18 protein-coding genes are annotated in these 23,391 nt (G+C 56.2%); 10 read left to right on the forward strand and 8 right to left on the reverse strand.

Annotated features, from left to right (window positions below):
• Positions 1-15: 15 nt before the first annotated feature.
• The 5 genes from PGQ95_RS04430 to PGQ95_RS04450 all read right to left on the reverse strand — a co-directional run bounded on the left by PGQ95_RS04430 (position 16) and on the right by PGQ95_RS04450 (position 6,150).
• Complete coding sequence (locus PGQ95_RS04430) at positions 16-1,560, reverse strand: sugar ABC transporter ATP-binding protein (RefSeq protein ID WP_430917095.1); 1,545 nt, start codon at positions 1,558-1,560, stop codon at positions 16-18.
• Position 1,561: 1 nt separating this feature from the next.
• Positions 1,562-2,182, reverse strand: a complete 621-nt coding sequence (locus tag PGQ95_RS04435; protein ID WP_087860278.1) for a DUF2291 family protein — start codon at positions 2,180-2,182, stop codon at positions 1,562-1,564.
• Between the two features lie 43 nt (positions 2,183-2,225).
• Positions 2,226-3,161 carry a D-ribose ABC transporter substrate-binding protein gene (locus tag PGQ95_RS04440; protein WP_015367786.1) on the reverse strand — a complete coding sequence of 312 codons (936 nt, stop codon included), beginning with the start codon at positions 3,159-3,161 and terminating at the stop codon, positions 2,226-2,228.
• 169 nt (positions 3,162-3,330) lie between these two features.
• Positions 3,331-4,851: an FGGY family carbohydrate kinase gene (locus PGQ95_RS04445; RefSeq protein WP_271032744.1), complete on the reverse strand. Its 1,521-nt coding sequence runs from the start codon at positions 4,849-4,851 to the stop codon at positions 3,331-3,333.
• Positions 4,852-5,199: 348 nt separating this feature from the next.
• Positions 5,200-6,150 (reverse strand): sugar-binding transcriptional regulator, encoded by a 951-nt coding sequence (locus PGQ95_RS04450; RefSeq protein WP_087860276.1) that lies wholly within the window; start codon positions 6,148-6,150, stop codon positions 5,200-5,202.
• 373 nt (positions 6,151-6,523) lie between these two features.
• On the opposite strand from PGQ95_RS04450, the gene PGQ95_RS04455 reads away from it, so the two are divergent.
• Together PGQ95_RS04455 and PGQ95_RS04460 are read left to right on the forward strand one after the other, a co-directional pair.
• Positions 6,524-7,354 carry a transketolase gene (locus tag PGQ95_RS04455; protein WP_087860274.1) on the forward strand — a complete coding sequence of 277 codons (831 nt, stop codon included), beginning with the start codon at positions 6,524-6,526 and terminating at the stop codon, positions 7,352-7,354.
• Positions 7,347-8,288, forward strand: a complete 942-nt coding sequence (locus tag PGQ95_RS04460) for a transketolase family protein (RefSeq protein WP_430917097.1) — start codon at positions 7,347-7,349, stop codon at positions 8,286-8,288. Before PGQ95_RS04455 ends, PGQ95_RS04460 begins: the two co-directional genes overlap by 8 nt.
• A 44-nt stretch (positions 8,289-8,332) precedes the next feature.
• Here PGQ95_RS04460 and fepA read toward each other — a convergent pair whose 3' ends face one another.
• On the reverse strand, positions 8,333-10,561 hold the full coding sequence (gene fepA, locus PGQ95_RS04465; RefSeq protein WP_058676001.1) for a siderophore enterobactin receptor FepA: 2,229 nt from the start codon (positions 10,559-10,561) through the stop codon (positions 8,333-8,335).
• A gap of 236 nt (positions 10,562-10,797) precedes the next feature.
• Here fepA and fes point away from each other — a divergent pair, with 236 nt between their 5' ends.
• The 3 genes from fes to entF are packed head-to-tail and all read left to right on the forward strand — an operon-like array spanning position 10,798 to position 16,165.
• Entirely contained in the window at positions 10,798-12,066 is a 1,269-nt protein-coding gene (gene fes, locus PGQ95_RS04470; protein ID WP_430917265.1) for an enterochelin esterase, read from the forward strand.
• A gap of 3 nt (positions 12,067-12,069) precedes the next feature.
• Entirely contained in the window at positions 12,070-12,273 is a 204-nt protein-coding gene (locus PGQ95_RS04475; protein WP_015367778.1) for an MbtH family protein, read from the forward strand.
• 10 nt (positions 12,274-12,283) lie between these two features.
• Positions 12,284-16,165, forward strand: a complete 3,882-nt coding sequence (entF, locus tag PGQ95_RS04480; protein ID WP_430917099.1) for an enterobactin non-ribosomal peptide synthetase EntF — start codon at positions 12,284-12,286, stop codon at positions 16,163-16,165.
• Between the two features lie 99 nt (positions 16,166-16,264).
• Here entF and PGQ95_RS04485 read toward each other — a convergent pair whose 3' ends face one another.
• Positions 16,265-16,975: a response regulator gene (locus PGQ95_RS04485; protein ID WP_113373821.1), complete on the reverse strand. Its 711-nt coding sequence runs from the start codon at positions 16,973-16,975 to the stop codon at positions 16,265-16,267.
• Entirely contained in the window at positions 16,956-18,593 is a 1,638-nt protein-coding gene (locus PGQ95_RS04490) for an ATP-binding protein (protein ID WP_430917101.1), read from the reverse strand. The genes PGQ95_RS04485 and PGQ95_RS04490 overlap by 20 nt, the downstream gene beginning before the upstream one ends.
• Positions 18,594-18,898: 305 nt before the next feature.
• Between PGQ95_RS04490 and PGQ95_RS04495 the strand changes: the two genes are divergently transcribed.
• Genes PGQ95_RS04495 through citE form a run of 5 tightly spaced genes read left to right on the forward strand, consistent with a single transcriptional unit; the run spans position 18,899 to position 23,391 of the window.
• Positions 18,899-20,245, forward strand: a complete 1,347-nt coding sequence (locus tag PGQ95_RS04495) for a 2-hydroxycarboxylate transporter family protein (protein WP_113373823.1) — start codon at positions 18,899-18,901, stop codon at positions 20,243-20,245.
• 21 nt (positions 20,246-20,266) lie between these two features.
• Positions 20,267-21,148 (forward strand): fumarylacetoacetate hydrolase family protein, encoded by an 882-nt coding sequence (locus tag PGQ95_RS04500; RefSeq protein WP_113373824.1) that lies wholly within the window; start codon positions 20,267-20,269, stop codon positions 21,146-21,148.
• Positions 21,149-21,159: 11 nt separating this feature from the next.
• Positions 21,160-22,200, forward strand: a complete 1,041-nt coding sequence (gene citC / locus PGQ95_RS04505; RefSeq protein ID WP_113373825.1) for a [citrate (pro-3S)-lyase] ligase — start codon at positions 21,160-21,162, stop codon at positions 22,198-22,200.
• Positions 22,201-22,228: 28 nt separating this feature from the next.
• Positions 22,229-22,519: a citrate lyase acyl carrier protein gene (gene citD, locus PGQ95_RS04510; protein WP_430917104.1), complete on the forward strand. Its 291-nt coding sequence runs from the start codon at positions 22,229-22,231 to the stop codon at positions 22,517-22,519.
• Positions 22,519-23,391, forward strand: coding sequence for a citrate (pro-3S)-lyase subunit beta (citE, locus tag PGQ95_RS04515; protein ID WP_113373827.1), 873 nt, complete (start codon positions 22,519-22,521; stop codon positions 23,389-23,391). Before citD ends, citE begins: the two co-directional genes overlap by 1 nt.

Raw genomic sequence — 23,391 nt, forward strand, 5'->3', positions numbered from 1 at the left:
TGGATTCCAGCCTGATTAATCTTGAGGTGTTGAAGCCGCGATTAACTTTTCGCGGGTCACCGCATGGCGCGGTAAATCGGCGGTAATGCGGCCATCGGCCATCACCAGGATGCGGTCGGCCAGCGCCATCACTTCATCCAGCTCCGAAGAGGAGAACATGACCGCCAGCCCCTGCTGGGCCATTTTGCCGATCAGGTGATAGACGTCGGTTTTTGCGCCGACGTCGATACCGCGCGTCGGTTCGTCGAGGAACACCACCTGCGGCTGGGTCATCAGCGCCTTACCCAGCACCACTTTTTGTTGATTGCCGCCGCTCAGCGAGGTGATGGGCAAATTGGCGTCGCTCACCTTGATAGCCAATTGCTGAATCATCTCTTTTACGCAGGACTCTTCTTTCTGCGGATTCAGCCAGCGCCAGGCGCGGCGAAAACCCTGCAGGCTAAAATCAGAGAGCGTCATGTTGGATTGAATCGACATCATCTGCACCACGCCTTCGCCCTGACGGTCTTCCGGCACCAGCGCCAGCCCCTTTTTCAGGCGGTGTTGAAAGCGAGATTTGCCGATGCTTTCGCCGTTAAGATGTACCTCGCCGTTCTGGCAGGGCATTAAGCCAACCAGCCCTTTAAACAGCTCGGTGCGCCCGGCGCCCAGCAGGCCGTAAATGCCGATCACTTCGCCTTTGCTGAGGGTAAAGGTGACATCATTGAGTTTGTAGCCGCCGCTCGGATGCAACGCGGTCAGCCCCTTGACGTCAAGCACCGCGTTGCCTTTTGGCGCGGGCTGATAATCAAAGTGCTTTTTCTTATCGCCGACCATCTGTTCGATGATCCACGGCACGCTGGCGTCGCTGACGTTGCGCTCGCTGATAAAGCGACCGTCGCGGAAAATGGTGATGTTGTCGCCAATCTCCATCAGCTCTTCGAGGCGATGCGAAATATAGATAATGGTGACGCCGCGGCGCTTAAGCTGCTCGATGACCTTAAACAGCACTTTGACCTCGGACTGGCTCAGCGCCGAGGTGGGTTCATCCATAATCAGCACGCGGGTGTCTTTCGATAGCGCACGGGCGATTTCAACCAGCTGTTGATGGCCAATCCCCAGTTCGCCCAGTTGCGTGTAGGGATCGACGTCGAGCTCCAGCCGCTCCAGCAGCGATTTGGCTAACGCATATTGATATTTTTCGTTGATGCGTCCTTTCTGAAAGAATTCATTAGCCATGAATATGTTGTCCATCACATTCATATTGGGGAATAAATTCAGTTCCTGGAAAATAATGCTGATGCCGACTTTCTCTGCCTGATGGGTAGAGTTTAAAGTCACCGCCTCGCCATCGAGAATAATTTGACCGGAGGAGGGCGTTTCAACGCCGGCAAGCATTTTCATCATGGTGGATTTACCCGCACCATTTTCTCCGATCAGAACGTTAACCTTATTTCGATAGACCCGGTAGTTCACGTTATCCAGCGCGGTCACGCCGGGATAAATGCGCGAAAGGCCGCGGGTTTCGATAATCACTTCAGATTCGACTGGTTGGGGAGCGACGATATCTTGCGGCGTCATATTATTGACCTCCCGGATGAACGATTTTCGCCGGCGTGATTTCTGGAATAGTTTGTGGAATATCCCAGGCCGAGAAGACGCCATACACTTCTACGTTGTCGCCGGTTTTCAGGTTGGCCGCCTGAATCATCTTGACCGCCTGACTGTTAATATTTTTGCTGTATTCGCCAAACAGCACCTGGTCGTTAAAGTCCTGGTAGCTGGCGCCGCGGTAACCGTCGCGCAGCAAGGTGCCGCGCAGGGTTGGGCCAATCTGCACCATCACATTACCGATACTGCCATCGGCGAGGGTCATCTTGCCGCTGCGCGAGGCGCTATCCAGCTTGCTGACGGCGCCCGCCACCTTAACGTAAAAGATGCACGGGTTTTCGTCCTGGGCGCGGTAGCCCAGCGCTTTGCAGGCGCTATCGATATCTTTTTGCGCCTTCAGCGCGCTCATCAACTCCGCCGCCGGGCGGGCGTTGGCGACCACCTGCGGCACGATGCTCTGCTGCCAGGTTTTATCGATGTTCGCCATATGCGGATTGGGCGGGGATTTCAGGTCTGCCAGCTCCTGCTGCGAGACGATGCGGCAGCCGCCCAGCGCCAGAACGGCCAGCGCGAGACAGGTTTTCTTGTACATAATGCTCTCCTCTGCGCCCCCGCAGGGGCGCAACCACCCGAACTCAGGACTTGATGTTGAAGTCCTGAACTTTATCTGCGTTATCCTGGGTAATCAGAATGCCGCGGAACATCACGCGCTGCTTCGCCGGCTTCTCGCCTTTTTGCAGGTAGTTATCCAGATCGGTAACGCCCTGGGCGGCGATGGCCTGCGCCTGGAGCATCACGGTCGCCTGTAGCGTACCGGCCTTCACCGCATCGCGTTCGTCGTTGCTACCGTCGATACCGACGACGATCACATCGTTACGATTGGCCGCTTTTAGCGCCGCGATGGCGCCAAGGGCCACCGGGCCGTTACCGCAGATCACCCCTTTGACATCCGGGTGAGCCTGGAGAATGCTATCCATTATGCGTTTGCCGTCGATCAGGGTACCTTTGGCATCCTGTTTTGCCACGCTGACCATATCCGGGTACTGGTCAATCACCTGGTGGAAGGATTTAGAACGGGTGACGCAGTTATTATCGGCGAGGTTGCAGGTCAGTTCGGCGTATTTGCCTTTTTCCGCCATTTTCTCAACAAATACGTTGGCGACTTCTGAACCTGCCTGGAAGTTATTATGGGTAATTTGTTCCAGCGCAACATCATCAACCGGAATTTCACGGTTAATTAATACCACCGGAATGCCCGCTTTTTTGGCTTTTTCAATGGCGGCGACGCTGGCGGTGGAGTCGGCGTTATCGAGAATAATCCCCTGCACCTTTTTACCAATGGCGGTATCAATCAGCTCATTTTGCTTTTTGACATCTTCGCCATGCGAGAGCACGGTCGTTTTATAGCCGAGGGCCTGCGCTTTTTCGCTGGCGCCTTTGGCTTCCGAGGCGTAATAAGGGTTATCCAGCGAGTTAACCATTATCATAATGGTGCCTTTTTCGGCGCTATGCGCGGCAAAGGAAAAGGCGGTCAGGGTCGCAGCGGTTAAAAGAGTTAAACGTAATTTCATGACTCTGTTCCTGTATTTTTATATTCGAACAAATGATCCCTGAGCGGGCAGGGTTTACGGTCTGAAATTTCCCCAGAATAAATTCGGGGGTTGCGATACATCGTTATGGGCCGGGGTTCTCCTGTAGTGGGTTAATAAGGTTCGTCGCCCAATCTGACGCCGATGGGCATCAGGCCGGCGAATCCGGTTTCCATAATGTTCTGTTTACCGCATGGCGCCACTCCTGCCAGCGCTGCTGTAGGCGCTGGTGGCGGGCCATGTCGGGTTGAAAAGCGCTGTGTTCGGTTAAGAAGGCTTGCAGGTCGGCGGTTTCACCCGGAGTGAGGGCTTTTCGCGCCAGCAACGCCGCGCCGATGGCGGACAGTTCCGGGATATCGCTGCGCATCACCGGGCAGCCGAGCAGGTCGGCCTGGTATTGCATCAGCCAGTCGTTGTTGGTTGGGCCGCCGTCGACCATTAACGCCGTCAGGGTGAATTCAGCGTGCTGGCGCATCGCCGCCACCACGTCGGCGATTTGATAGGTAATGGATTCCAGCGCCGCGCGGATCAGGTGCGCGCGCTTGACGCCGCGGCTCAGACCGCAGATCACCCCGCGGGCGCTGTCGTCCCACCAGGGGGCGCCGAGCCCGGTCAGCGCCGGTACGAAGTAGACCCCTAAAGTCGAATCGACGGAGGCGGGCAGGGTATTCAGCTCATGGGCCAGATCGGCGGCGGAGAGTTCGCTCAGTCCGGTGCTGTCCGCCATCCATGCTACCGCATCGCCGGTATGGGGAATGTTGCCTTCCAGCCCCCACACCAGCTGGTCGCCATCGTGCCAGGCGACGGTGGTCGCCAGAGCGGCAATATCGCACTGGGCCGATTTGACTGGCGCCATCACCGAGGAGCCGGTGCCGTAGGTGGCTTTCACACAGCCAGCTTCGCCAAGCGCGTGGCCGAATAGCGCGGCGTGTGAGTCGCCGATCATCGCCATCACCGGGATACCGTCAGGGATCGCCGTTAGCCCTTTGGTGTAGCCAAACAGACCGCTCGACGGTTTAATCTCCGGCAGCGCCGCGCGCGGAATACCAAACAGCGTCAGCATCTCGTCATCCCACTCGCCGCGGTGCAGATTCAGCAATTGGGTGCGGGCGGCGTTGGAGTAATCGCAGAAGAAAGATTGTCCGCCGGTCAAATTCCACAGTAGCCAGCTGTCGATAGTGCCGAGGCAAATCTCGCCGCGTTCGGCAAGCTGATAGCCGTCGGGAGTGGCGTCCAGCAGCCAGCGCATTTTAGAGGCGGAAAACAGTGGCGCAATCGGCAGGCCGGTGGCGTGCTTAATGCGCTGTTCCTGACGATCGCGACGCAGGGTGTCGCAGAACGCGGCGCTGCGGGTGCATTGCCAGGTGATGGCGGCGTTAATCGGTTCACCGCTGGCGCGATACCAGCCGATGGCGGTTTCTCGTTGATTGCTGATAGCCAGCGCCGCGACGTTTTCCGCGCCGACGTGAGCCACCGCTTTGGCGATCACCGCCAGCGAGGCCGCCACCAGCGCCTCGCCGGATTGTTCCACCCAACCTTCGCGAGGGGTTTGGATCGCCAGCGGCTGCGAGAACTTGACGCTAACTTTGCCTTTGCCGTCCAGCACCACGGCTTTCGCGTTGGTGGTGCCTTCATCCAGCGCAATGATGAACTCTTTGGCTGTCGCCTGCATATGATGCTCTCCTCGGTCACACATTGTCCTGGAACGGCGGAGAATGGTTTATCTCCGGCCATTGCATGCGTCTACGCAGGCCATGATGTGACATATCGTTATCACTTTTTCATCACTGAATATATATTCGATAGTGATTATTTATTTGATACCTTAAGCCACAAACCCGGTGATGGGCTACCTGAAAAATCATCAATTGTGCTGGCAATCACATTTCACAGATTGGGAATATGACGCGAAGACGGGGAGGGGGATGGATTAATTTATTGAATTATAATTATTTATTTTGCAATCCCTGTGGCTGAAAAAACAGCCTCAGGGATTGTCGAGGCGGGAAACTGCGGTGGGTTAGTCGCTAACCAGTAGTCTGGCGGTGGGGTAATCGGTGATTAAAACGTCGATATAGCCGCCGGTAAGCGCGCCTTTAATTGCCGCGACTTTGTCGGTGCCGCCGGCCAGCGCGACCACGTTCGGGCATTTTTTGACTTTCTCCAGCGCCATGCCGATCACTGGATCTTCATCATCACGCAACACCGGCTGGCCGTATTTGTCGTAGTAGTGCAGGCAGATATCGCCAACCGCGCCGCGCGCCGCCAGCACCTGCAGCATATCTTCGTGATAATAGTTACCCGACGTTTTCAGCAACTGGGAAGGTTCGAGAATTCCAATGCCGACAATGGCGATATCGACCTCGTCAAAGCGGGAAACAACGTCGGCGACATCTTTACTGGCCAGCAGGCGGTTGCGCTCTTCCATGGAACCTTCGATGCTCTGCGACGGCAGCAGCCAGGCATCGCAGTTAAGACGCTGGGCCAGCGTCTGGGTGAGGATCGTCGCCTGCACGTTGCCGTTGGGCCCGACGCCGCCAAGCAGCTGGATGACGCCGCTGGCCTTCAGATTTTGCGCGTGGACCTCATCAACCATCGCGCGGATGGTCGAGCTCCATGAAGAGACGCCAATTAGATCTTTTGGCCGCAGGCGGGTTTCCAGGTAGTGCGCGGCGGCCGAACCTATCGCCCGCTTGATGGTATGGTCGCTGGCCTCTTCTTCGGTATCGACCACCACCGCCTGTTTAAGCCCGTAGCGATCCTCAAGCCCCTTTTCAAGATTGAGGAAAATATTCGATGGCTGCACGACGCTGATTTTCACGACGCCCTCTTTTTGGCAGCGGGTAATCGCGCGAGAGACAAATGACTGAGATAGCGAGAGAAGTTGGGCGATATCAGACTGCTTTCGTCCTTCCAGATAGTAAAGCGTGGCAATCTTCACCAATAGCCGTTGTTCATCCTGCTTAGCCATATTTATCCTCGAAAATCATTTATCGCCTTTCTTCAGGCGTTTAGCTGCAGCCATTATCGTAGTGACTTTTATCATACGCGAAAAAAAATCACACTTAAGTGTGATGGTGGTCAAATTTTTGCCACTCATCAAAATCGACTATGGACAAAAACAAAACAGCCAGGTCATAATCGAATAAAGAATCATCATTGAATATATATTCAAGGTGGCTTTGAGTCAACGAGTTTATCCGGGCTTCGCCTGGAGCGGGAGGCAGAATGTTCCTGAGTACGGCGCTGTGGTGGAAGGCTAACCACCGGCATGGGGATATCTGGTTTTTTTAGTCCCTGACGGAATAAATATTCCATATTGAAAATAAATTCAGAGGTATTAAATGAATCCCTACAGATTTGATGTCCAGACGCTTGAGCGCAAAGCGCGCGCCGTGCGCCGCCACATTGTCCGCTTAAACGCCAATAGTCCGGCGGGCGGGCACACCGGGGCCGACCTGTCGCAGGTCGAGCTGTTAACCGCGCTCTACTTCCGTGTGCTCAATGCGGCGCCCGATCGTCTTGACGACCCGCAGCGCGATATCTATATCCAGTCGAAAGGCCATGCGGTGGGCTGCTACTACTGCGTACTGGCGGAAGCGGGTTTCTTCCCGATCGAATGGCTGGAGACCTACCAGCACGCGAACTCGCACCTTCCCGGCCATCCGGTGCGGCAGAAAACGCCGGGCATTGAGCTAAATACCGGCGCGCTGGGCCACGGTTTGCCCGTTGCGGTGGGGCTGGCGCTGGCCGCAAAGAAAAGCAATAGCTCCCGCCGCATCTTTTTAATCACCGGCGACGGCGAACTGGCGGAAGGCAGTAACTGGGAGGCGGCGCTGGCGGCGGCCCATTATGGCCTCGATAACCTGGTCATTATTAATGATAAGAACAATCTTCAGCTGGCTGGGCCAACCCGCGAAATTATGAATACCGATCCGCTGGCCGATAAATGGCGCGCCTTCGGCATGGAGGTCAGCGAATGCGAGGGTAACGATATGGCCTCGGTGGTCGCGGCTATCGAAGGGCTGCAGCAGAACGGTAAACCTAACGTCATTATTGCCAACACCACGAAGGGCGCGGGCATCTCCTTTATCCAGGGGCGCCCGGAGTGGCATCACCGGGTGCCGAAAGGCGAGGAAATTGCACTGGCGCTGGAGGAACTGAAAGATGAGTAATGCAGAACACCTGGCGAACGTGATGGTCGAGGCGTTTATCGCCGCGGTGGAAAAGGGCGTCGATCTGGTGCCGGTGGTCGCGGACTCCACCTCAACGGCCAAGATCGCTCCTTTTATTAAGCAGTTCCCCGGACGGCTGGTTAACGTCGGTATCGCCGAGCAGAGCATGGTCGGCACCGCCGCGGGGCTGGCGCTCGGCGGTAAAGTGGCGGTGACCTGTAACGCCGCGCCGTTCCTTGTCTCCCGCGCTAACGAGCAGATTAAAGTCGATGTCTGTTACAACAACACCAACGTCAAGCTCTTTGGCCTTAACGCCGGGGCCAGCTATGGCCCGCTGGCCAGTACCCACCATGCTATTGACGACCTGGCGGTAATGCGCGGTTTCGGCAATATCCAGATTTTCGCCCCCTCCACGCCGCGCGAATGTCGGCAGATTATCGACTACGCCCTGGCGTATCAGGGGCCGGTTTATATCCGCCTTGACGGCAAGGCGCTACCGGAGTTGCATGACGACGCGTACCGTTTTGTGCCCGGCGCGGTACTGACCCTGCGCGAAGGCGAAGCGGTGGCGCTGGTAGCGACCGGTTCAACGGTGCACGAAGCGGTGGAGGCGGCGCAGCAGCTTGCCGACCTCGGCATTGAGGCGAAAGTGGTCAGCGTGCCGTCGATTCGTCCCTGCGATACCACGGCGCTGCTGGCGGCGCTGCAGTCATGCCGTTCAGTTATTACCGTCGAAGAACATAACGTCAACGGCGGGCTGGGGAGCCTGGTCGCCGAAGTGCTGGCGGAAGCGGGGACAGGGATTGCCTTGCAGCGTCTGGGGATCCCGGATGGCGAGTATGCGGCGGCCGCCGATCGCGGCTGGTTGCGTCAGTATCACGGTTTTGATGCGGCGTCGATTGTCGCGCGGGTACAGAAAATAGCGCAGGGTTGAAAAAAACGCCCTCCCGGCGGGGAGGGCGTCAGACACTAATATTATCAGAAGTGGGTGTTGACGCTCATATACCAGGTACGGCCGGATTCGTTATAGGTCTCCGCGCCAGCGCCGTACATACTCCCTTTGTCGCCGCCGGTGGTTTGGGCGTTACCCGCGCGCCAGTGGCGCTTGTCGAAGACGTTATCCACGCCGCCGGTCAGGCTGACGTTTTTGGTCACGTCCCAGGTCGCGCTCAGGCCGAGAATGCTATACGGGCTGACCTCGTTCTTCTCGCTGCCGGTGACTGGCTGGCCTTTGTAGTTGTACTTCTTCGGTTCCTGCTTGCCGTACCAGGTGAAGGTCGATTGCACAGAAACGTCCTGATAAACCTGCCAGCTCAGCGTCGAGTTCAGCGTGTATTCCGGAATAATCGACAGGCGATCGCCGGTCTCTTTGTTCTTACTCTGCAGCATGTAGGTGATGTTGTTGGTCCAGTTCACCGTCTCGCTGACCGGCACGTTCAACGTGCCTTCCAGCCCTTCAACTACCGCTTTCGGCACGTTTTCCCATTGGTACAGGTCGGTGCGATTAGCATTTTGATAAACCGGGGCGTAGCCCGCTTCAATCTTGTTACGGTAATCGTTACGGAACCAGGTAACCCCCGCCAGCCAGCCGTCGCGTTTGAACTCGAGGCCGATCTCTTTGTTGATGCTGGTCTCGGCTTTTAAATCTTTATTCCCTTGCAGGTAGCAGCCCTCTTGGCTGGCGTAGCAGCCCTGACCTTTACTGTAGAGAATATAGTTGGGGTTGGTCTGATACAGGCTCGGCGCTTTATAGGCGCGGGCGATACCCATTTTCAGGGTAAAGTCGTCGCCCAGACCCTGCGACAGGTTCAAGGACGGGCTCCAGTTATTACCGACAATACTGTGGTGATCGAAACGCAGCGCCGGCGTCAGCATGGTGGTATCGGTCACTTCCATGTTGTTCTCGGCGAACAGGGAGAAGATTTCCGCTTTCGAATACGGGCTGCGGCCGGTGCTGTCATAGCCCGGAATTTCGCCGCCAGACAGAGCCTGAGTATTGGAGGCGTTGTCCTTCATGCGCTGCTGGTTCCATTCACTACCCAGCGTCAGGTTCTGGTTAACCCACAGGTCGAACGGAATATTGACTTCGCTGTGCAGCATCACGTCCGACAGGTCGATATCGGTAAACTGGTTGCTGCTGAAGATCCCCTCGGTGCCGCCCGCCAGACCTTCGCCTTTACGCGAGTTGCGGGTGTGTTCGTACTGCGCCCAGTTGCTGGTGGTCACGCCGTTATCCCAGCCGCCGTTCCAGGTCACGGAGTAAGTATTGCGATAGAGTCGGTTGGTCTCTTTACCGTAGTTCTCTTTCACCAGATCGTTGCTGTTGGTGTTTTGCGTATCACCGGCATACAGGTTGCCCTGGCGGCTATAGCCGGCTTCAAACTCCAGCGACTGCATCGGCGCGAAATCCCAGCGGACCACGCCGTTGATGTTTTTGTTTTCTACCCCTTCACGCCCGGCGGGCAGGGTATCGGCGTAAATGCCGGTACGTTCAGACTGATGGCCCTGGTTGATATCCCAGGCATCAGCCTGGGTTTTATCGAGGTTACCGTACATGCGGAAGCTGAAATCGCCGCCCAGCGGGCCGCTGAGGCTAAAGTCGGTACGCTTGGTCGCGCCTTCGTCTTTATGCTCCGGCATGTTCATGTAGGCGTTCCACGAACCATGCCACTGGTTGTCGAATTTTTTCGTAATGATGTTGACCACGCCGCCCGCCGCGCCGTTGCCGTAGCGCGCCGCCGCCGGGCCGCGGATAACGTCAATACGTTCGATCATTTCCGGCGGTACCCAGCTGGTATCGCCGCGGGTGTCGCGCTCGCCGCGCCAGCCGAGACGAACAGAGTTACGGCTGGTCACGGGCTTACCATCAATCAGGATTAAAGTGTTTTCCGGGCCCATACCGCGAATATCAATCTGGCGATTGTTGCCGCGCTGGCCGCTGGTGGAGTTGCCGGTCAGGTTGACGCCCGGCATGGTACGGATGATTTCAGAGACGTCGCGCGCCGGCGGACGTTTGCGAATTTCATCGGCGGTAATGGTAGAAACGCCCGGCGCCTGCAGGTTTTGCACCTCGGCGGTGACGACCATCGTTTCTTCACCGGCGGTTTGTTTACTGTCGGTGGTTTCTTCTGCCGCGCACAGCGGGAATGCCACCCCGTAGATACCCAGATTGACCATTAAGGCCAGGGACTTAATCCTGTTATTCATTGTAAGTCAGTTCCGCTTTTCTTTGCCGCTTTCCCCAGAAGCCCCTTCCCACCGGGAGGGGAGACGGCATAAATGTAGCCAGTAGAAGGTGAACGCTTTCCGTAGCCGACCGAGCCAAACGCTCTGAAAAGACCCTCTCTGACCTTGATTTAATGTAATGAGAAGACGCGCTACCCATAGGCGCGTTAATACGCTATTGCAAATGCAAATAGTTATCAATAATATTATCAATAAATATTACCTTTGTTGATAAAAATCACGGTAAACATAGGGTTACTGACGGAATGCAAATAACGGGAAGTGACGACTGGTGGCGGGGGATCGCCGGCCCGCAGACAGAAGCGCTGGGCGACGCATATCGGGTGACCTTCTGGTGGCGCGATCCGGCGGGCAGCGAAACCACGTCGCCGATTCGGCGGGTGTGGATTTACATTACCGGCGTCACCGATCACCACCACAATGCGGCGCCGCAAACCCTGCAGCGCATCCCCGGTACCGATGCCTGGTGCTGGCAAACCACGCTCCCCGCCAGCTGGCGCGGCAGCTACTGTTTTATTCCTTCCGAACGCGACGACGATTTTTCCCCGCAGCTTTTTAACGGTGAAGCACCGGACCGCGCGCTGCTGCGCGAAGGCTGGCGCAAACTGCTGCCGCGGGCGGTTGCCGATCCCCGCAATCCGCAAAGCTGGAAGGGGGGGCGCGGCCACGCGGTCTCGGCGCTGGAACTGCCGCAGGCGCCGGAACAGCCGGGTTGGCATTATCGCGAGCCGGTTTCGCCAGCGCCGCGCTGTATTGAATGGCGCAGCCAGCGATTAGGTAACCAACGACGAGTGTGGATTTACACCACCGGCAGTGGGACGGATCGCCCGCTGGCGGTCCTGCTTGACGGCCAGTTCTGGGCCGAAAGCATGCCTGTCTTTGCGCCGCTGGCGGGGCTGACGCGGGAAGGCCGCCTGCCGCCGGCGGTCTATGTGCTGATCGACGTTATCGACAATCAACACCGCGGCGTGGAGCTGCCCTGCAATCGTGATTTCTGGCTGGCGGTACAGGAAGAACTGCTGCCGCTGGTGCAGGCCGTGGCGCCATTCAGCGATCGCGCCGACCGGACGGTAGTAGCGGGACAGAGCTTCGGCGGTCTGGCGGCGATGTATGCCGCGCTCCATTGGCCGCATCGTTTTGGCTGCGTTCTGAGCCAGTCGGGGTCGTACTGGTGGCCGCAGCGCGGCAGTAGCCAGCCGGGAGTGATACTTGAACAACTGCAGCGCGGCGAGCTTCGACCGCAGGGGCTGCGCATCTGGCTGGAAGCCGGCGTGCGCGAGCCGATTATTTTTCGCGCCAACCAGGCGCTTTTCGCGCAACTACGGCAGACCACGCCATCCGTTTTCTGGCGCCAGGTTGACGGCGGTCATGACGCGCTATGCTGGCGCGGCGGGCTGACGTCCGGGCTTATCCAGCTGTGGCAGCCTTTGCGCCGCGGGCAACAACACGCGCTTAATGAGGAGTGAGAGATGCAATTCAGCAACCCCTTCGACAATCCGCAAGGGCAGTTTTACATTCTGCGCAACGCACAGGGGCAATATAGCCTGTGGCCGCATCACTGCGCGCTGCCGACAGGCTGGACGGTGGAGTGTCCGCCGCAGTCATTAGAGGCCTGTAACGCCTGGCTTGCCGCCAACTGGTCAACCCTTATCCCAGCGCACTACGCCTCCTGAGGAGCTTTCGATGAGTACACGTTTACCGCTGGTTGCGGCGCAGCCGGGAATTTGGATGGCTGAACGCCTCTCCACGCTACCCGGCGCCTGGAGCGTTGCCCACTATGTTGAACTGCGCGGCAATCTTGATCCGGCGCTGCTGAGTAAGGCGATCGTCGCCGGGCTTAAGCAGGCCGATACCCTGAGCATGCGCTTTTGTGAAGATAACGGCGAAGCATGGCAGTGGGTTGATGATGCGCGCGAGTTTGCCGAGCCGCAAAGCGTCGACCTGCGCCAGCAGGCCGATCCGCACATGGCCGCGCTGGCGCTGATGCAAAGCGATCTCGGGCAGAATCTGCGCGTCGATAGCGGTAATCCGCTGGTCTGCCATCAGCTCATGCGCGTTGGCGACGACTGCTGGTACTGGTATCAGCGCTATCACCATTTGCTGGTCGATGGCTTTAGCTTCCCGGCCATTACCCGCCAGATCGCCGCTATTTATCGTGCCTGGCAACGCGGCGAAGAGACGCCGGATTCACCGTTTTCGCCGTTCGCCGAGGTGGTGGAAGAGTATCAGCGCTACTACGGCAGCGAGGCGTGGCAGCGCGATAAAGCCTTCTGGCAGGCGCAGCGTCAGGCGTTGCCGTCTCCGGCCTCGCTATCAGACGCGCCGCTGGCCGGGCGGGCGACCAGCAGCGATATCTGGCGCCTGAAACTGGAGGCCGATCCGGCTGTCTTCAGCCAGCTCGCCGCCAGCGCGCCGCAGTGCCAGCGTGCCGATCTGGCGCTGGCGCTGACGACGTTGTGGCTGGGGCGGCTGTGTGGCCGAATGGATTACGCGGCTGGCTTTATCTTTATGCGCCGCATGGGATCGGCGGCGCTGACCGCCACCGGCCCGGTACTCAACGTACTGCCGCTGGCGGTGAATATCGACGCGCAGGAGACGCTGGCGCAACTGGCGACGCGTCTCTCCGGGCAACTAAAAAAAATGCGCCGCCATCAGCGCTACGATGCCGAGCAAATTGTCCGCGATAGCGGCAAAGCGGCGGGCGACGAACCGCTGTTTGGCCCGGTGCTGAACATCAAAGTCTTTGATTACCAGTTGGATATCGACGATGTGCAGGCGCAGACGCATACCCTCGCCACCGGCCCGGTGAATGACCTCGAGCTGGCATTATTTCCGGACGAACACGGCGGCCTGTCGCTGGAGATCCTCGCCAATAAAGCACGTTATGATGACGTCACGCTGAACCGCCACGTATCGCGTCTGACATCGTTACTGGCGCAGTTTGCCGCCAATCCGGCGCTGCGCTGCGGCGAGGCGGAGATGCTGTCGGCAGAAGAAGGCGCGCAGCTGGCGTTGATCAACAATACCGCGATGCCGCTGCCGACCACTACCCTCAGCGCGCTGGTGGCGGAACAGGCGCGGAAAACGCCGGATGCCCCGGCGCTGGCGGATGCCAACTGGCGCTTTAGCTACCGCGAAATGCGCCAACAGGTGGTGGCGCTGGCCAACCTGCTGCGGCAACGCGGCGTGCAGCCGGGGGATAGCGTGGCGGTTGCCTTACCGCGTTCGGTCTTCCTGACGCTGGCGCTGCACGGTATCGTCGAAGCCGGCGCCGCCTGGCTGCCGCTGGATACCGGCTACCCGGACGACCGTCTGCGGATGATGCTGGAAGATGCGCAGCCATCGCTGCTGATTACCTCTGACGATCAACTGGCCCGGTTTAGCGATATTCCGGGACTGACCAGCTTGTGTTATCAGCAGCCGCTGGCTGCTGAAGATGATACGCCGCTGGCGCTGTCAAAACCGGAACATACCGCGTATATCATCTTTACTTCCGGTTCCACCGGACGGCCGAAAGGGGTGATGGTCGGCCAGACCGCCATCGTGAACCGCCTGTTGTGGATGCAAAATCACTATCCGTTAACCGTCGCCGATGTGGTGGCGCAGAAGACGCCGTGCAGCTTTGATGTCTCGGTATGGGAATTCTGGTGGCCGTTTATGACCGGCGCCCAACTGGTGATGGCGGCGCCGGAGGCGCATCGCGATCCACAGGCGATGCAGCGGTTCTTCGCGCAGTACGGCGTGACCACCACCCACTTTGTTCCGTCGATGCTGGCGGCGTTTGTCGCCTCGCTGGATAGCGATAATGTGTCTTCCTGCCGGACGCTAAAACGCGTTTTCTGTAGCGGCGAAGCGCTGCCGACGGAACTGTGTCGCGAATGGGAGCGCTTAACCGGCGCGCCGCTGCATAACCTGTACGGGCCGACGGAAGCGGCGGTGGACGTCAGTTGGTATCCCGCCTGCGGGCCAGAGCTGGCGGCGGTAACCGGCAACAGCGTGCCCATCGGCTGGCCGGTATGGAACACCGGATTACGTATTCTTGATGCCGCCATGCGCCCGGTGCCGCCGGGCGTGGCGGGTGATTTGTACCTCACGGGCATCCAGCTGGCGCAGGGGTATATGGGCCGCCCGGATCTCACCGCCAGCCGCTTTATTGCCGACCCGTTTGCCCCCGGCGAGCGCATGTACCGCACCGGCGATGTGGCGCGCTGGCTGGATAACGGCGCGGTAGAGTATCTTGGCCGCAGCGACGATCAGTTGAAAATTCGCGGCCAGCGCATTGAGCTTGGCGAGATCGACCGGGTGATGGCGGCGTTGCCGGACGTCGCGCAGGCGGTGTGCCACGCCTGCGTCTTCAACCAGGCCGCGGCCACCGGCGGCGATGCCCGCCAGCTCGTCGGTTATCTGGTGAGCGAGTCCGGCCAGCCGCTGGACGTGGCGGCGCTGAAGGCCCGTCTTAGCGAACAGCTGCCGCCGCACATGGTGCCGGTGGTGTTGATCCAGCTGGAATCTTTCCCGCTCAGCGCCAACGGTAAGCTGGATCGTAAAGCGCTACCGCTCCCCTCCTTAAGCAGCGAGCGCAGCGGTCGCCCGCCGCAATCGGCTACCGAAATGGCCGTTGCCGCGGCGTTCAGCCAACTGCTGGGCTGCGAGGTAAATGATATCGAGGCCGATTTCTTCGCCCTCGGCGGCCATTCGCTGCTGGCGATGCGTCTGGCGGCGCAGCTTAGCCGCGAGCTGGCGCGGCAGGTGACGCCGGGGCAGGTGATGGTTGCTTCGACGGTCGGCAAGCTGAGCGCGCTGCTGGCTTCCGACCTGAGCGACGAGCAGGCGCAGCGCCTGGGCTTCGATACGCTGTTGCCGCTGCGCGAGAGCGACGGTCCGACGCTGTTCTGCTTCCATCCAGCCTCCGGTTTTGCCTGGCAGTTCAGCGTGCTGGCGCGTTATCTTAGCCCGCGCTGGTCGATTACCGGTATTCAGTCGCCGCGTCCGACGGGGCCGATGGCCTCCGCCGCCAACCTCGACGAAGTCTGCGAGCACCATCTGCGCACGCTTTTAGCGCAGCAGCCGCATGGGCCTTACTATCTGTTTGGTTATTCGCTCGGCGGAACGCTGGCGCAGGGGATTGCCGCCCGTTTACGTCAGCGCGGCGAAGAGGTGGCGTTCCTCGGCCTGCTCGATACCTGGCCGCCGGAGACGCAAAACTGGGCGGAGAAAGAGGCGAACGGTCTGGATCCCGAAGTACTGGCGGAAATCGCCCGCGAGCGCGAAGCGTTTCTCGCCGCTCAGCAGGGGCAGGCTTCCGGCGAGCTGTTCAGCGCGATCGAAGGTAACTACGCCGATGCGGTGCGCCTGTTGACGACCGCGCACAGCGCAAAGTTTGACGGTAAAGCAACGCTATTTGTGGCGGAGAAAACGCGCCAGAAAGGGATGGATCCGCAGGTCGCATGGGGGCCGTGGGTTGGCGAACTGGAGGTGTTCAGCCAGAACTGCGCTCACGTCGAGATTATCTCGCCGCAGGCCTTTGAAGCGATAGGCCCGGTAGTGCGGGAAATTCTGGGGTAACGGTAGAGCTCGGGCTACCCTTTTTTGGTAGCCCGGCTCAGCGCAGCGCAAGCCGGGTAACAAACAGGCTGCGCTCAATACGCCTGGCGGGATAGGTTTTTAATGGGATTGTAGGTTATCGTTGTCAATAAATCGGTAAAGTCGGCGGGGTTGTCCCGGCTGGCCATAGGATCTCTCAACGCTCAGTATGTTGCTGCTAACAGAATGTTCAAGATAACGCCGTAGTGTGGTTTTGCTGAGTCCGGTAGCGGTGACAATATCGTCAATGGTTAACGCTTTTCTTTTATCGTCATTAAATACTGATAAAATTTTCTGCCATGTTGCTTCTTCAATACCCTTATTACTGGATGGTAATGTGGTGTTGACCGCCTGTAGGGACAGCAGCTCATCAATTCCTTGCTGATCGACAACTTTCCAGATTCGTTGCTGTTCATAAAATTTAATATATCGTACTAAGGACTGTTCCAGTCTTTTTAATGATACTGGCTTAAGCAGATAATCAAATGCGCCATTACGGATGGCCATACTACAGGTCTCCATATCGCTGGCGGCAGTGATAAAGATAACCGCACACTGAAGTGATTTTAGTTCTGGATCGTTGAGTAAGGAAATACCTTTACCGTCTGGTAGATAATTATCGAGTAGAATGAGTCGTGGCGATGATGCACGTAAAAACTTACGTGCATCTTTCAGGTTGGCAGCGATACCCGCAAGCCTTAATAAAGGGTGTCGGGTGAGTATTTCCGCATGGAAGTGAGCCAGTTGGGGCTCATCTTCAATAATTAATACATCAATAATCTCGGGTTGCATAATCAGGTTCTTCTTTATCTGTAGGATAAGGTAGTGGCGAAGGAATGAATAATGAGAAAATGGTTCCGTGCGGAGCGTTGTCTGAAACCTCAATGAGTCCGTTGGCACGCAGGACATAGCTGGAGATCAAATGTAACCCCAGGCCGTGATCGTCATCTTGCTTGGTGGTCACGCCAGGCTGGAACATTCTTGATTTCAATTCCGAGGAAATACCAATGCCGTAATCTGCTACTTCAATAAGTAACTCCCGTTCATTTTGCTGAACTAGCACATCGATCGGCCGGTGAGGAAGAGGCACTTTTTGGGTCGCTTCAATGGCATTGTCCAGTAGATTCCCGACGATGGAGATAAGCTCAGATTCGGAGAAAACGGTACTCTGTTGCGGCATAAAACACCCAGGGTCGAAATTTAATGTGATGCCTTTCTCTTGCGCCCGGGAATATTTTCCGAGTAATAGACCGCAAAGTAGAGGTGACTGGAAGCGTTGCGTCAGAAAATCCAAAACTAATTGGATATGCGAAGACTGTGTTTGGATGTAATGCAGCGCTTCATCATAATGGCCCATGGTCAGTAAGCCAGAGATAGTTGAGATACGGTTCAACTGCTCATGGCGCATAACCCGGAGGTCGTTGACATAATGTTTCACCTGACTTAACTGCTCACTGAGCCGGTCTATTGTATTTTGATCGCGAAAAGTGATCACCCATCCCTGCAATTTCCCTTCCACATAAACGCGGACCCGACTGGCGACGATGGTTACGCGATTGAAAATAACAATTTCATCAAACGCATCATCGCTTTCCATTATCTGAGGATCGAGGAACGCACTGTCCTGTATGATATCGGTCATGAGGTTTTTTTGGATGGTCGCTTTCGCTTGCTGAATATTCAGTAATTTTTTAGCCGCTTGATTGAGTATTTTAACCCTTTTGTGGGTATCAATAACAATGACCCCTTCATAGATTGATTCAAGAATGGCTTTTTGTTGGCGGACCAACATGCCAATTTCACAGGGTTCAAGTGAAAACATCTGACGTTTGATGCTACGGGTGAAAAGCCAGGAAAAAATAAAGAGAATAGCAATAATGAATAATACAGCGAAAGTAATATGGACTATATGACCAAGGGTAATTTCATCCAGATAACTCTGTAGGTAACCGACAGAGATGATGCCTATTACTTTTCCTTTTGCATTAAATACGGGAACTTTACTTCTGAGTGACAACCCCAGAGTCCCTTTCCTTTTGGTGATCGTACTTTTGCCTGCTAAAACTGATGCGTTATCACCACCAATCATTTGTTTCCCGACAATAGCAGGGGTCACAGAGTGATAAAGATGGATTTCTCTGGTGTCGCCCACAACAATAAAACTGGCATCGCTGAATTTCACTATGGTATCCATAATGCTGGCGATTTTTTTTATGTCATGAGATTCAATGGCTTGTTGTAAATCAGGAATGGAGGCTATTTGTTCAGCCTCGTGTTCTGCTCGGTAAGATATCCGATTATATAGTTGATGAGTCAGGCCAATGTACAACCAGACGCCTAAAATAATAAAGAGTGATGCGATAAGAAGTGCCAGATTAATAAATAATCTAATCTGAAAGTTAAATTTCATAACCTGATTTATGTTTTGTAAGGTAATTTTAACATACTACCATGGGGATAAAAGAAGTCCACCTAAAGGTTAGCTTTTGGCGATAGCTATGATTGATAAAAGTAAATAATTGTTGCCTCAAACATAATTGGATACGTTTGTTTTTATTGTTTATATTTTGAGTTGATTTTTTGTTGCGTAATAAATAAAAAAACATTAAACGCCATACTCACCTTTAAAACTCTAGTTCTAATATGCTAGCTGTCACATATTTCTATGCTTAACGTTGAATAATCTAGCCCAGCTAACAAAATTGGGGGGCTTTTATGAGCGTTGAAGATATTGTGGCTGTTCCACAAACAGCACAAAAATCATTGAAGGATAAGTGGTGGCGAATACTCGATACCTGGAAAATTGGTATTGTGCCGTTGCCATTGTTTGTTCTGGCTGGCGCACTCATTGCGGTCGACTGCCTGAACGGTAAATTACCGGCCGATATCGTGGTCATGGTGGCAACGCTGGCGTTTTTTGGTTTTGCCTGCGGTGAATTTGGTAAAAGATTGCCATGGTTAGGAAAAATTGGCGCAGCGGCGATTTGTGCAACCTTTATTCCTTCTGCATTGGTGTACTACGGTTGGTTACCGGAGATCGTGGTGAAATCCACCACCGAGTTCTATAAATCCACCAACATTCTTTATCTCTACATTTGCTGCATCATCGTCGGCAGCATCATGAGTATGAACCGCACTACGCTAATTCGCGGCTTCTTCCGTATCGTCTTTCCTATGGTTTGCGGCGAAGCGGTTGGCATGGTGGTGGGCGTGGCGATGGGTTATCTGCTCGGGATGTCGCCGTTCCACACGTTCTTCTTCCTGGTTCTGCCTATTATGGCGGGCGGCGTCGGGGAAGGCGCGATTCCGCTGTCGATCGGCTATGCCACCATTTTGCATATGGATCAGGGCGTGGCGCTGGGTAAGGTCTTGCCAATCGTCATGCTGGGCGGTCTGTCGGCGGTGGTGATGGCTGGTTGTCTGAACCAACTTGGCAAGCGCTTCCCGCACCTGACCGGTAATGGCGAACTGATGCCGGATCACCAGAGCGATGTGGGCAACAGCCTGACCAACGCCATGAGCGGTAAGGTTGACGTCACGACGCTGGCTTCCGGCGCGCTGCTGGCCGTACTGCTCTATATGCTGGGGATGCTTATCCAGAAATACACCGGTTTACCCGCGCCGGTTGGCATGCTGTTTGTCGCCGTACTGTTGAAGATAGCCAATGCTGTCTCTCCACGGATGCTGGAAGGCTCGCAGGTTGTATATAAATTCTTCCAGACCGCCGTCACCTATCCGGTGCTGTTCGCTGTGGGCGTCGCGATTACGCCGTGGCAGGACCTGATGAGCGCGTTCACCATTTCTAACCTGGTGGTCATTATTGCGACCGTTGGCGCGCTAGTGCTGACCGGTTCTTTCGTAGGCAAAAAGTTGGGTATGTATCCGATTGATGTGGCGGTGATCTCTTGCTGCCAGAGCGGCCAGGGCGGTACCGGCGCAGTGGCGATTCTCTCCGCAGCTGAGCGCATGTCTCTGATGCCTTTCGCTCAAATTGCGATTCGTATCGGTGGGGCACTCAACGTCGCTTTGTCGTTGCTGGTGCTAAGTAAATTTATTCTGTAATGCTAAAGAAGAAGTCTGGTTATGAAACTTGCTAGTTATTTACTCAACGGTGTCCGCAGCTACGGCATCGTTACCGACGATGGAATTGTCGATCTCGGAAGCCGTTTGGGACAACGCTACGGTGATTTAAAGGCGTTACTGGCAGGGAATGCTGTGACAGAAGCTCGTGCGTTTGCGCATGAAAAAGCGGATGTCGCCATGGAACAGGTTGAATTTTTACCGGTGATCGAGACCCCGGGTAAGATCCTTTGCGTCGGCATGAACTATGCCGAAAAACGCAAAGAGTTTAACGAACTTAACCCAGCACCGACGCTGTTTGTGCGTTTTGCGGATTCGCAAACCGGGCACCGCCAGCCGGTACTGAAGCCGCATTATTCTTCTGAGTTCGACTATGAAGGCGAACTGGCCGTTGTCATCGGACATAGCGGCGAAAACATTCCGTTAGAACAGGCGCTGAATTTTGTTGCGGGCTACAGCTGCTATATGGATGGCTCGGCGCGCGACTGGCAGCACACCTGGTATACCGCGGGTAAAAATGGTCGCCAGACTGGCGCATTTGGCCCGTGGATGACCACCAGCGATATTATCCCCGATCCGCACCAGCTGGGCATCCGTACCTGGCTGAACGGCAAGCTGATGCAGGACGATAATACTGGTAGCATGATCCACCGCGTGGCGGAGCTAATTGCTTATATCAGCACGTTTACCGCATTAAGCGCAGGTGATGTGATCATCACCGGTTCCCCTGGCGGCGTGGGTAAAAAACGTAACCCTCCGGTCTTTATGCAGGCGGGCGATCGCATCGAAGTGGAGATCGAGCATATCGGTCGCCTGAGCAACGTGATTGCCGATGCGCCGGTGAGCGTGGCGAATACCGAAGCAGTTTGCCATCAGGTGGCATAAGGACGCGGGTAATGTTTGATAGCCAATGTATTGACCTGCGGACCGTTGATGTCTCCCGCCAGCCGGCCAGGCTGGCGGCGATTCAGGCGCTGCTGGCGGCAAATGACTTGGTTATGGACAGCGGAGTGACGCTTTTTGTCACCGCCTGGGCAGGGGATGCGTTGGTAGGTTGCGCAGGCCTGGCAGCTAACGTCATCAAATGCGTGGCGATTGATGACCGCTGGCGCGGTCTGAACCTCAGCGCGCGCCTGCTCAGCGAGGTACAAAATCTGGCCCTGGAGAAGGGCCATTTTCACCTGTTCCTCTACACCCGCCCCTGTAACGGCGAACGTTTCCGTCAGTGTGGTTTCTGGCCGGTGTCGCAAACGAAAAACGTGCTGCTGATGGAAAATACCCCGCGCGGTATCTCTCAGTACTGTGCCGGGCTGACCAAACGGCGTAAGCCCGGCGCCACCCTCGGCGCCGTGGTGATGAACGCCAATCCGTTCACCCTTGGACACCGCTACCTGGCCGAACAGGCGGCGAAACGCTGCGACTGGCTGCATCTCTTTGTGGTACGCGAAGAAGCGTCATTCTTCCCGTTTCGCGAACGGCTGGCGATGGTTCGCGAAGGCGTGTCGCATCTGCAGAACGTCACCGTCCACGAAGGCGGCGAGTATGTGATTTCGCGTGCGACCTTTCCCTCTTACTTCCTGAAGGCCAGCGGGCTGGTGGAGACCGCGTGGTGCGAGCTGGATTTGCAAATTTTCCGCCAGCACATCGCGCCGGCGTTGGGGATCACCCATCGCTTCGTCGGCAGCGAGCCATTTTGCCCGATCACCCGCCAGTATAACGAGGCGATGCGTCGTTGCCTGAGTGCGCCGTCGAACCCGCGGCTGCCGCCGGTTCAGGTGGAAGAGTTGCCGCGTAAAGCCCGCCGTAATGGTCCGCCAATCTCTGCTTCTGAAGTGCGTCGTCTGGTGGATAAGCACCAGTTCGCGATGATTCGTGAGATGGTGCCGGAAACCACTTACCACCATTTAGCAGATAATTATTTTGCCGCAACGGCATGATTTTAATGAATTTACCAGGAAATAAATTATGAAAATCGTTAAGGAAGCGTTATCCGGAACGGTCGAATCAAGCGACCTGATGGTGAAAATCGCCCCTGCTGACGGCGAGCTGGATATTGTTATCCGTAGCGAAGTGTTTAAGCAGTTTGGCGAACGTATTCGTGAAGTCGTCGAGGAGACGCTGGCGAAGCTGGACGTTCGCGAAGGTTTGATCGTGATTGAAGATAAAGGGGCGCTGGACTGCGTGATCCGCGCCCGGCTGCAAAGCGCGGTGATGCGTGCGGCTAATGTCACCGCCATTGACTGGGAGAAAATGTAATGAGCAAACTTCGCCGCAGTATGTTGTTCCTCCCGGGCGCTAACGCCGCCATGCTGTCAAACGCCTTTATCTACCGCCCGGACTCGATCATGTTCGATCTGGAAGATGCGGTCTCGCTGCGTGAAAAAGATTCTGCGCGGGTTCTGGTATTTCATGCCCTCCAGCACCCAATGTACCAGGATATCGAAACCGTCGTTCGTATTAATCCGCTGAATACGCCCTTTGGCCTGCAGGATCTTGAGGCGGTGGTGCGCGCTGGCGTGGATGTTGTCCGTTTACCGAAAACGGATTCCCCGGAAGATATCTACGAGCTGGAAGCACACATCGAACGCATCGAAAAAGCCTGTGGTCGAGAAGTGGGCTCTACCCGCGTGATGGCGGCGATTGAGTCGGCGCTGGGCGTGGTTAACGCCGTTGCCATTGCCCGCTGCTCGAAGCGCCTGATCGGTATTGCGCTGGCGGCCTTCGACTATGTGATGGATATGCAAACCGAGCGCGGTGATGGCAGCGAGCTGTTCTACGCCCGTTGTGCCGTGCTGCATGCCGCGCGCGTCGCGGGCATCGACGCCTTCGACGTGGTGTGGTCTGACATTAACGACGAAGAAGGTTTCCTGAAAGAAGTCGATCACATCCGCAAGCTGGGTTTCAACGGCAAATCGCTGATTAACCCGCGCCAGATAGATTTGTTGCACAACGCCTATGCCCCGACGCAGAAAGAAGTCGACCACGCGCTGCGCGTGGTGGAAGCAGCGGAAGAGGGCGAACGTAATGGCCTCGGCGTGGTATCGCTGAACGGCAAAATGATTGACGGCCCGATTATTGACCATGCACGTCGCGTTCTGGAACGCGCGAAATCCGGCATTCGCCGTTAA

It is taken from the genome of Klebsiella sp. 141240 (genome assembly GCF_050600805.1).
GTDB lineage: Bacteria > Pseudomonadota > Gammaproteobacteria > Enterobacterales > Enterobacteriaceae > Klebsiella > Klebsiella aerogenes.

Coding starts and splice junctions, on each gene's coding strand:
- citE (WP_113373827.1), top strand. CDS start 22,519: ATGAGCAAACTTCGCCGCAGTATGTTGTTCCTCCCGGGCGCTAACGCC.
- PGQ95_RS04445 (WP_271032744.1), bottom strand. CDS start 4,851: ATGCAGGCGACAGCCAAAGAGTTCATCATTGCGCTGGATGAAGGCACC.
- PGQ95_RS04485 (WP_113373821.1), bottom strand. CDS start 16,975: ATGCAACCCGAGATTATTGATGTATTAATTATTGAAGATGAGCCCCAA.
- PGQ95_RS04455 (WP_087860274.1), top strand. CDS start 6,524: ATGAATCCCTACAGATTTGATGTCCAGACGCTTGAGCGCAAAGCGCGC.
- PGQ95_RS04490 (WP_430917101.1), bottom strand. CDS start 18,593: ATGAAATTTAACTTTCAGATTAGATTATTTATTAATCTGGCACTTCTT.
- PGQ95_RS04495 (WP_113373823.1), top strand. CDS start 18,899: ATGAGCGTTGAAGATATTGTGGCTGTTCCACAAACAGCACAAAAATCA.
- PGQ95_RS04500 (WP_113373824.1), top strand. CDS start 20,267: ATGAAACTTGCTAGTTATTTACTCAACGGTGTCCGCAGCTACGGCATC.
- PGQ95_RS04450 (WP_087860276.1), bottom strand. CDS start 6,150: ATGGCTAAGCAGGATGAACAACGGCTATTGGTGAAGATTGCCACGCTT.
- citC (WP_113373825.1), top strand. CDS start 21,160: ATGTTTGATAGCCAATGTATTGACCTGCGGACCGTTGATGTCTCCCGC.
- entF (WP_430917099.1), top strand. CDS start 12,284: ATGAGTACACGTTTACCGCTGGTTGCGGCGCAGCCGGGAATTTGGATG.
- PGQ95_RS04440 (WP_015367786.1), bottom strand. CDS start 3,161: ATGAAATTACGTTTAACTCTTTTAACCGCTGCGACCCTGACCGCCTTT.
- citD (WP_430917104.1), top strand. CDS start 22,229: ATGAAAATCGTTAAGGAAGCGTTATCCGGAACGGTCGAATCAAGCGAC.
- PGQ95_RS04430 (WP_430917095.1), bottom strand. CDS start 1,560: ATGACGCCGCAAGATATCGTCGCTCCCCAACCAGTCGAATCTGAAGTG.
- fepA (WP_058676001.1), bottom strand. CDS start 10,561: ATGAATAACAGGATTAAGTCCCTGGCCTTAATGGTCAATCTGGGTATC.
- PGQ95_RS04475 (WP_015367778.1), top strand. CDS start 12,070: ATGCAATTCAGCAACCCCTTCGACAATCCGCAAGGGCAGTTTTACATT.
- PGQ95_RS04460 (WP_430917097.1), top strand. CDS start 7,347: ATGAGTAATGCAGAACACCTGGCGAACGTGATGGTCGAGGCGTTTATC.
- PGQ95_RS04435 (WP_087860278.1), bottom strand. CDS start 2,182: ATGTACAAGAAAACCTGTCTCGCGCTGGCCGTTCTGGCGCTGGGCGGC.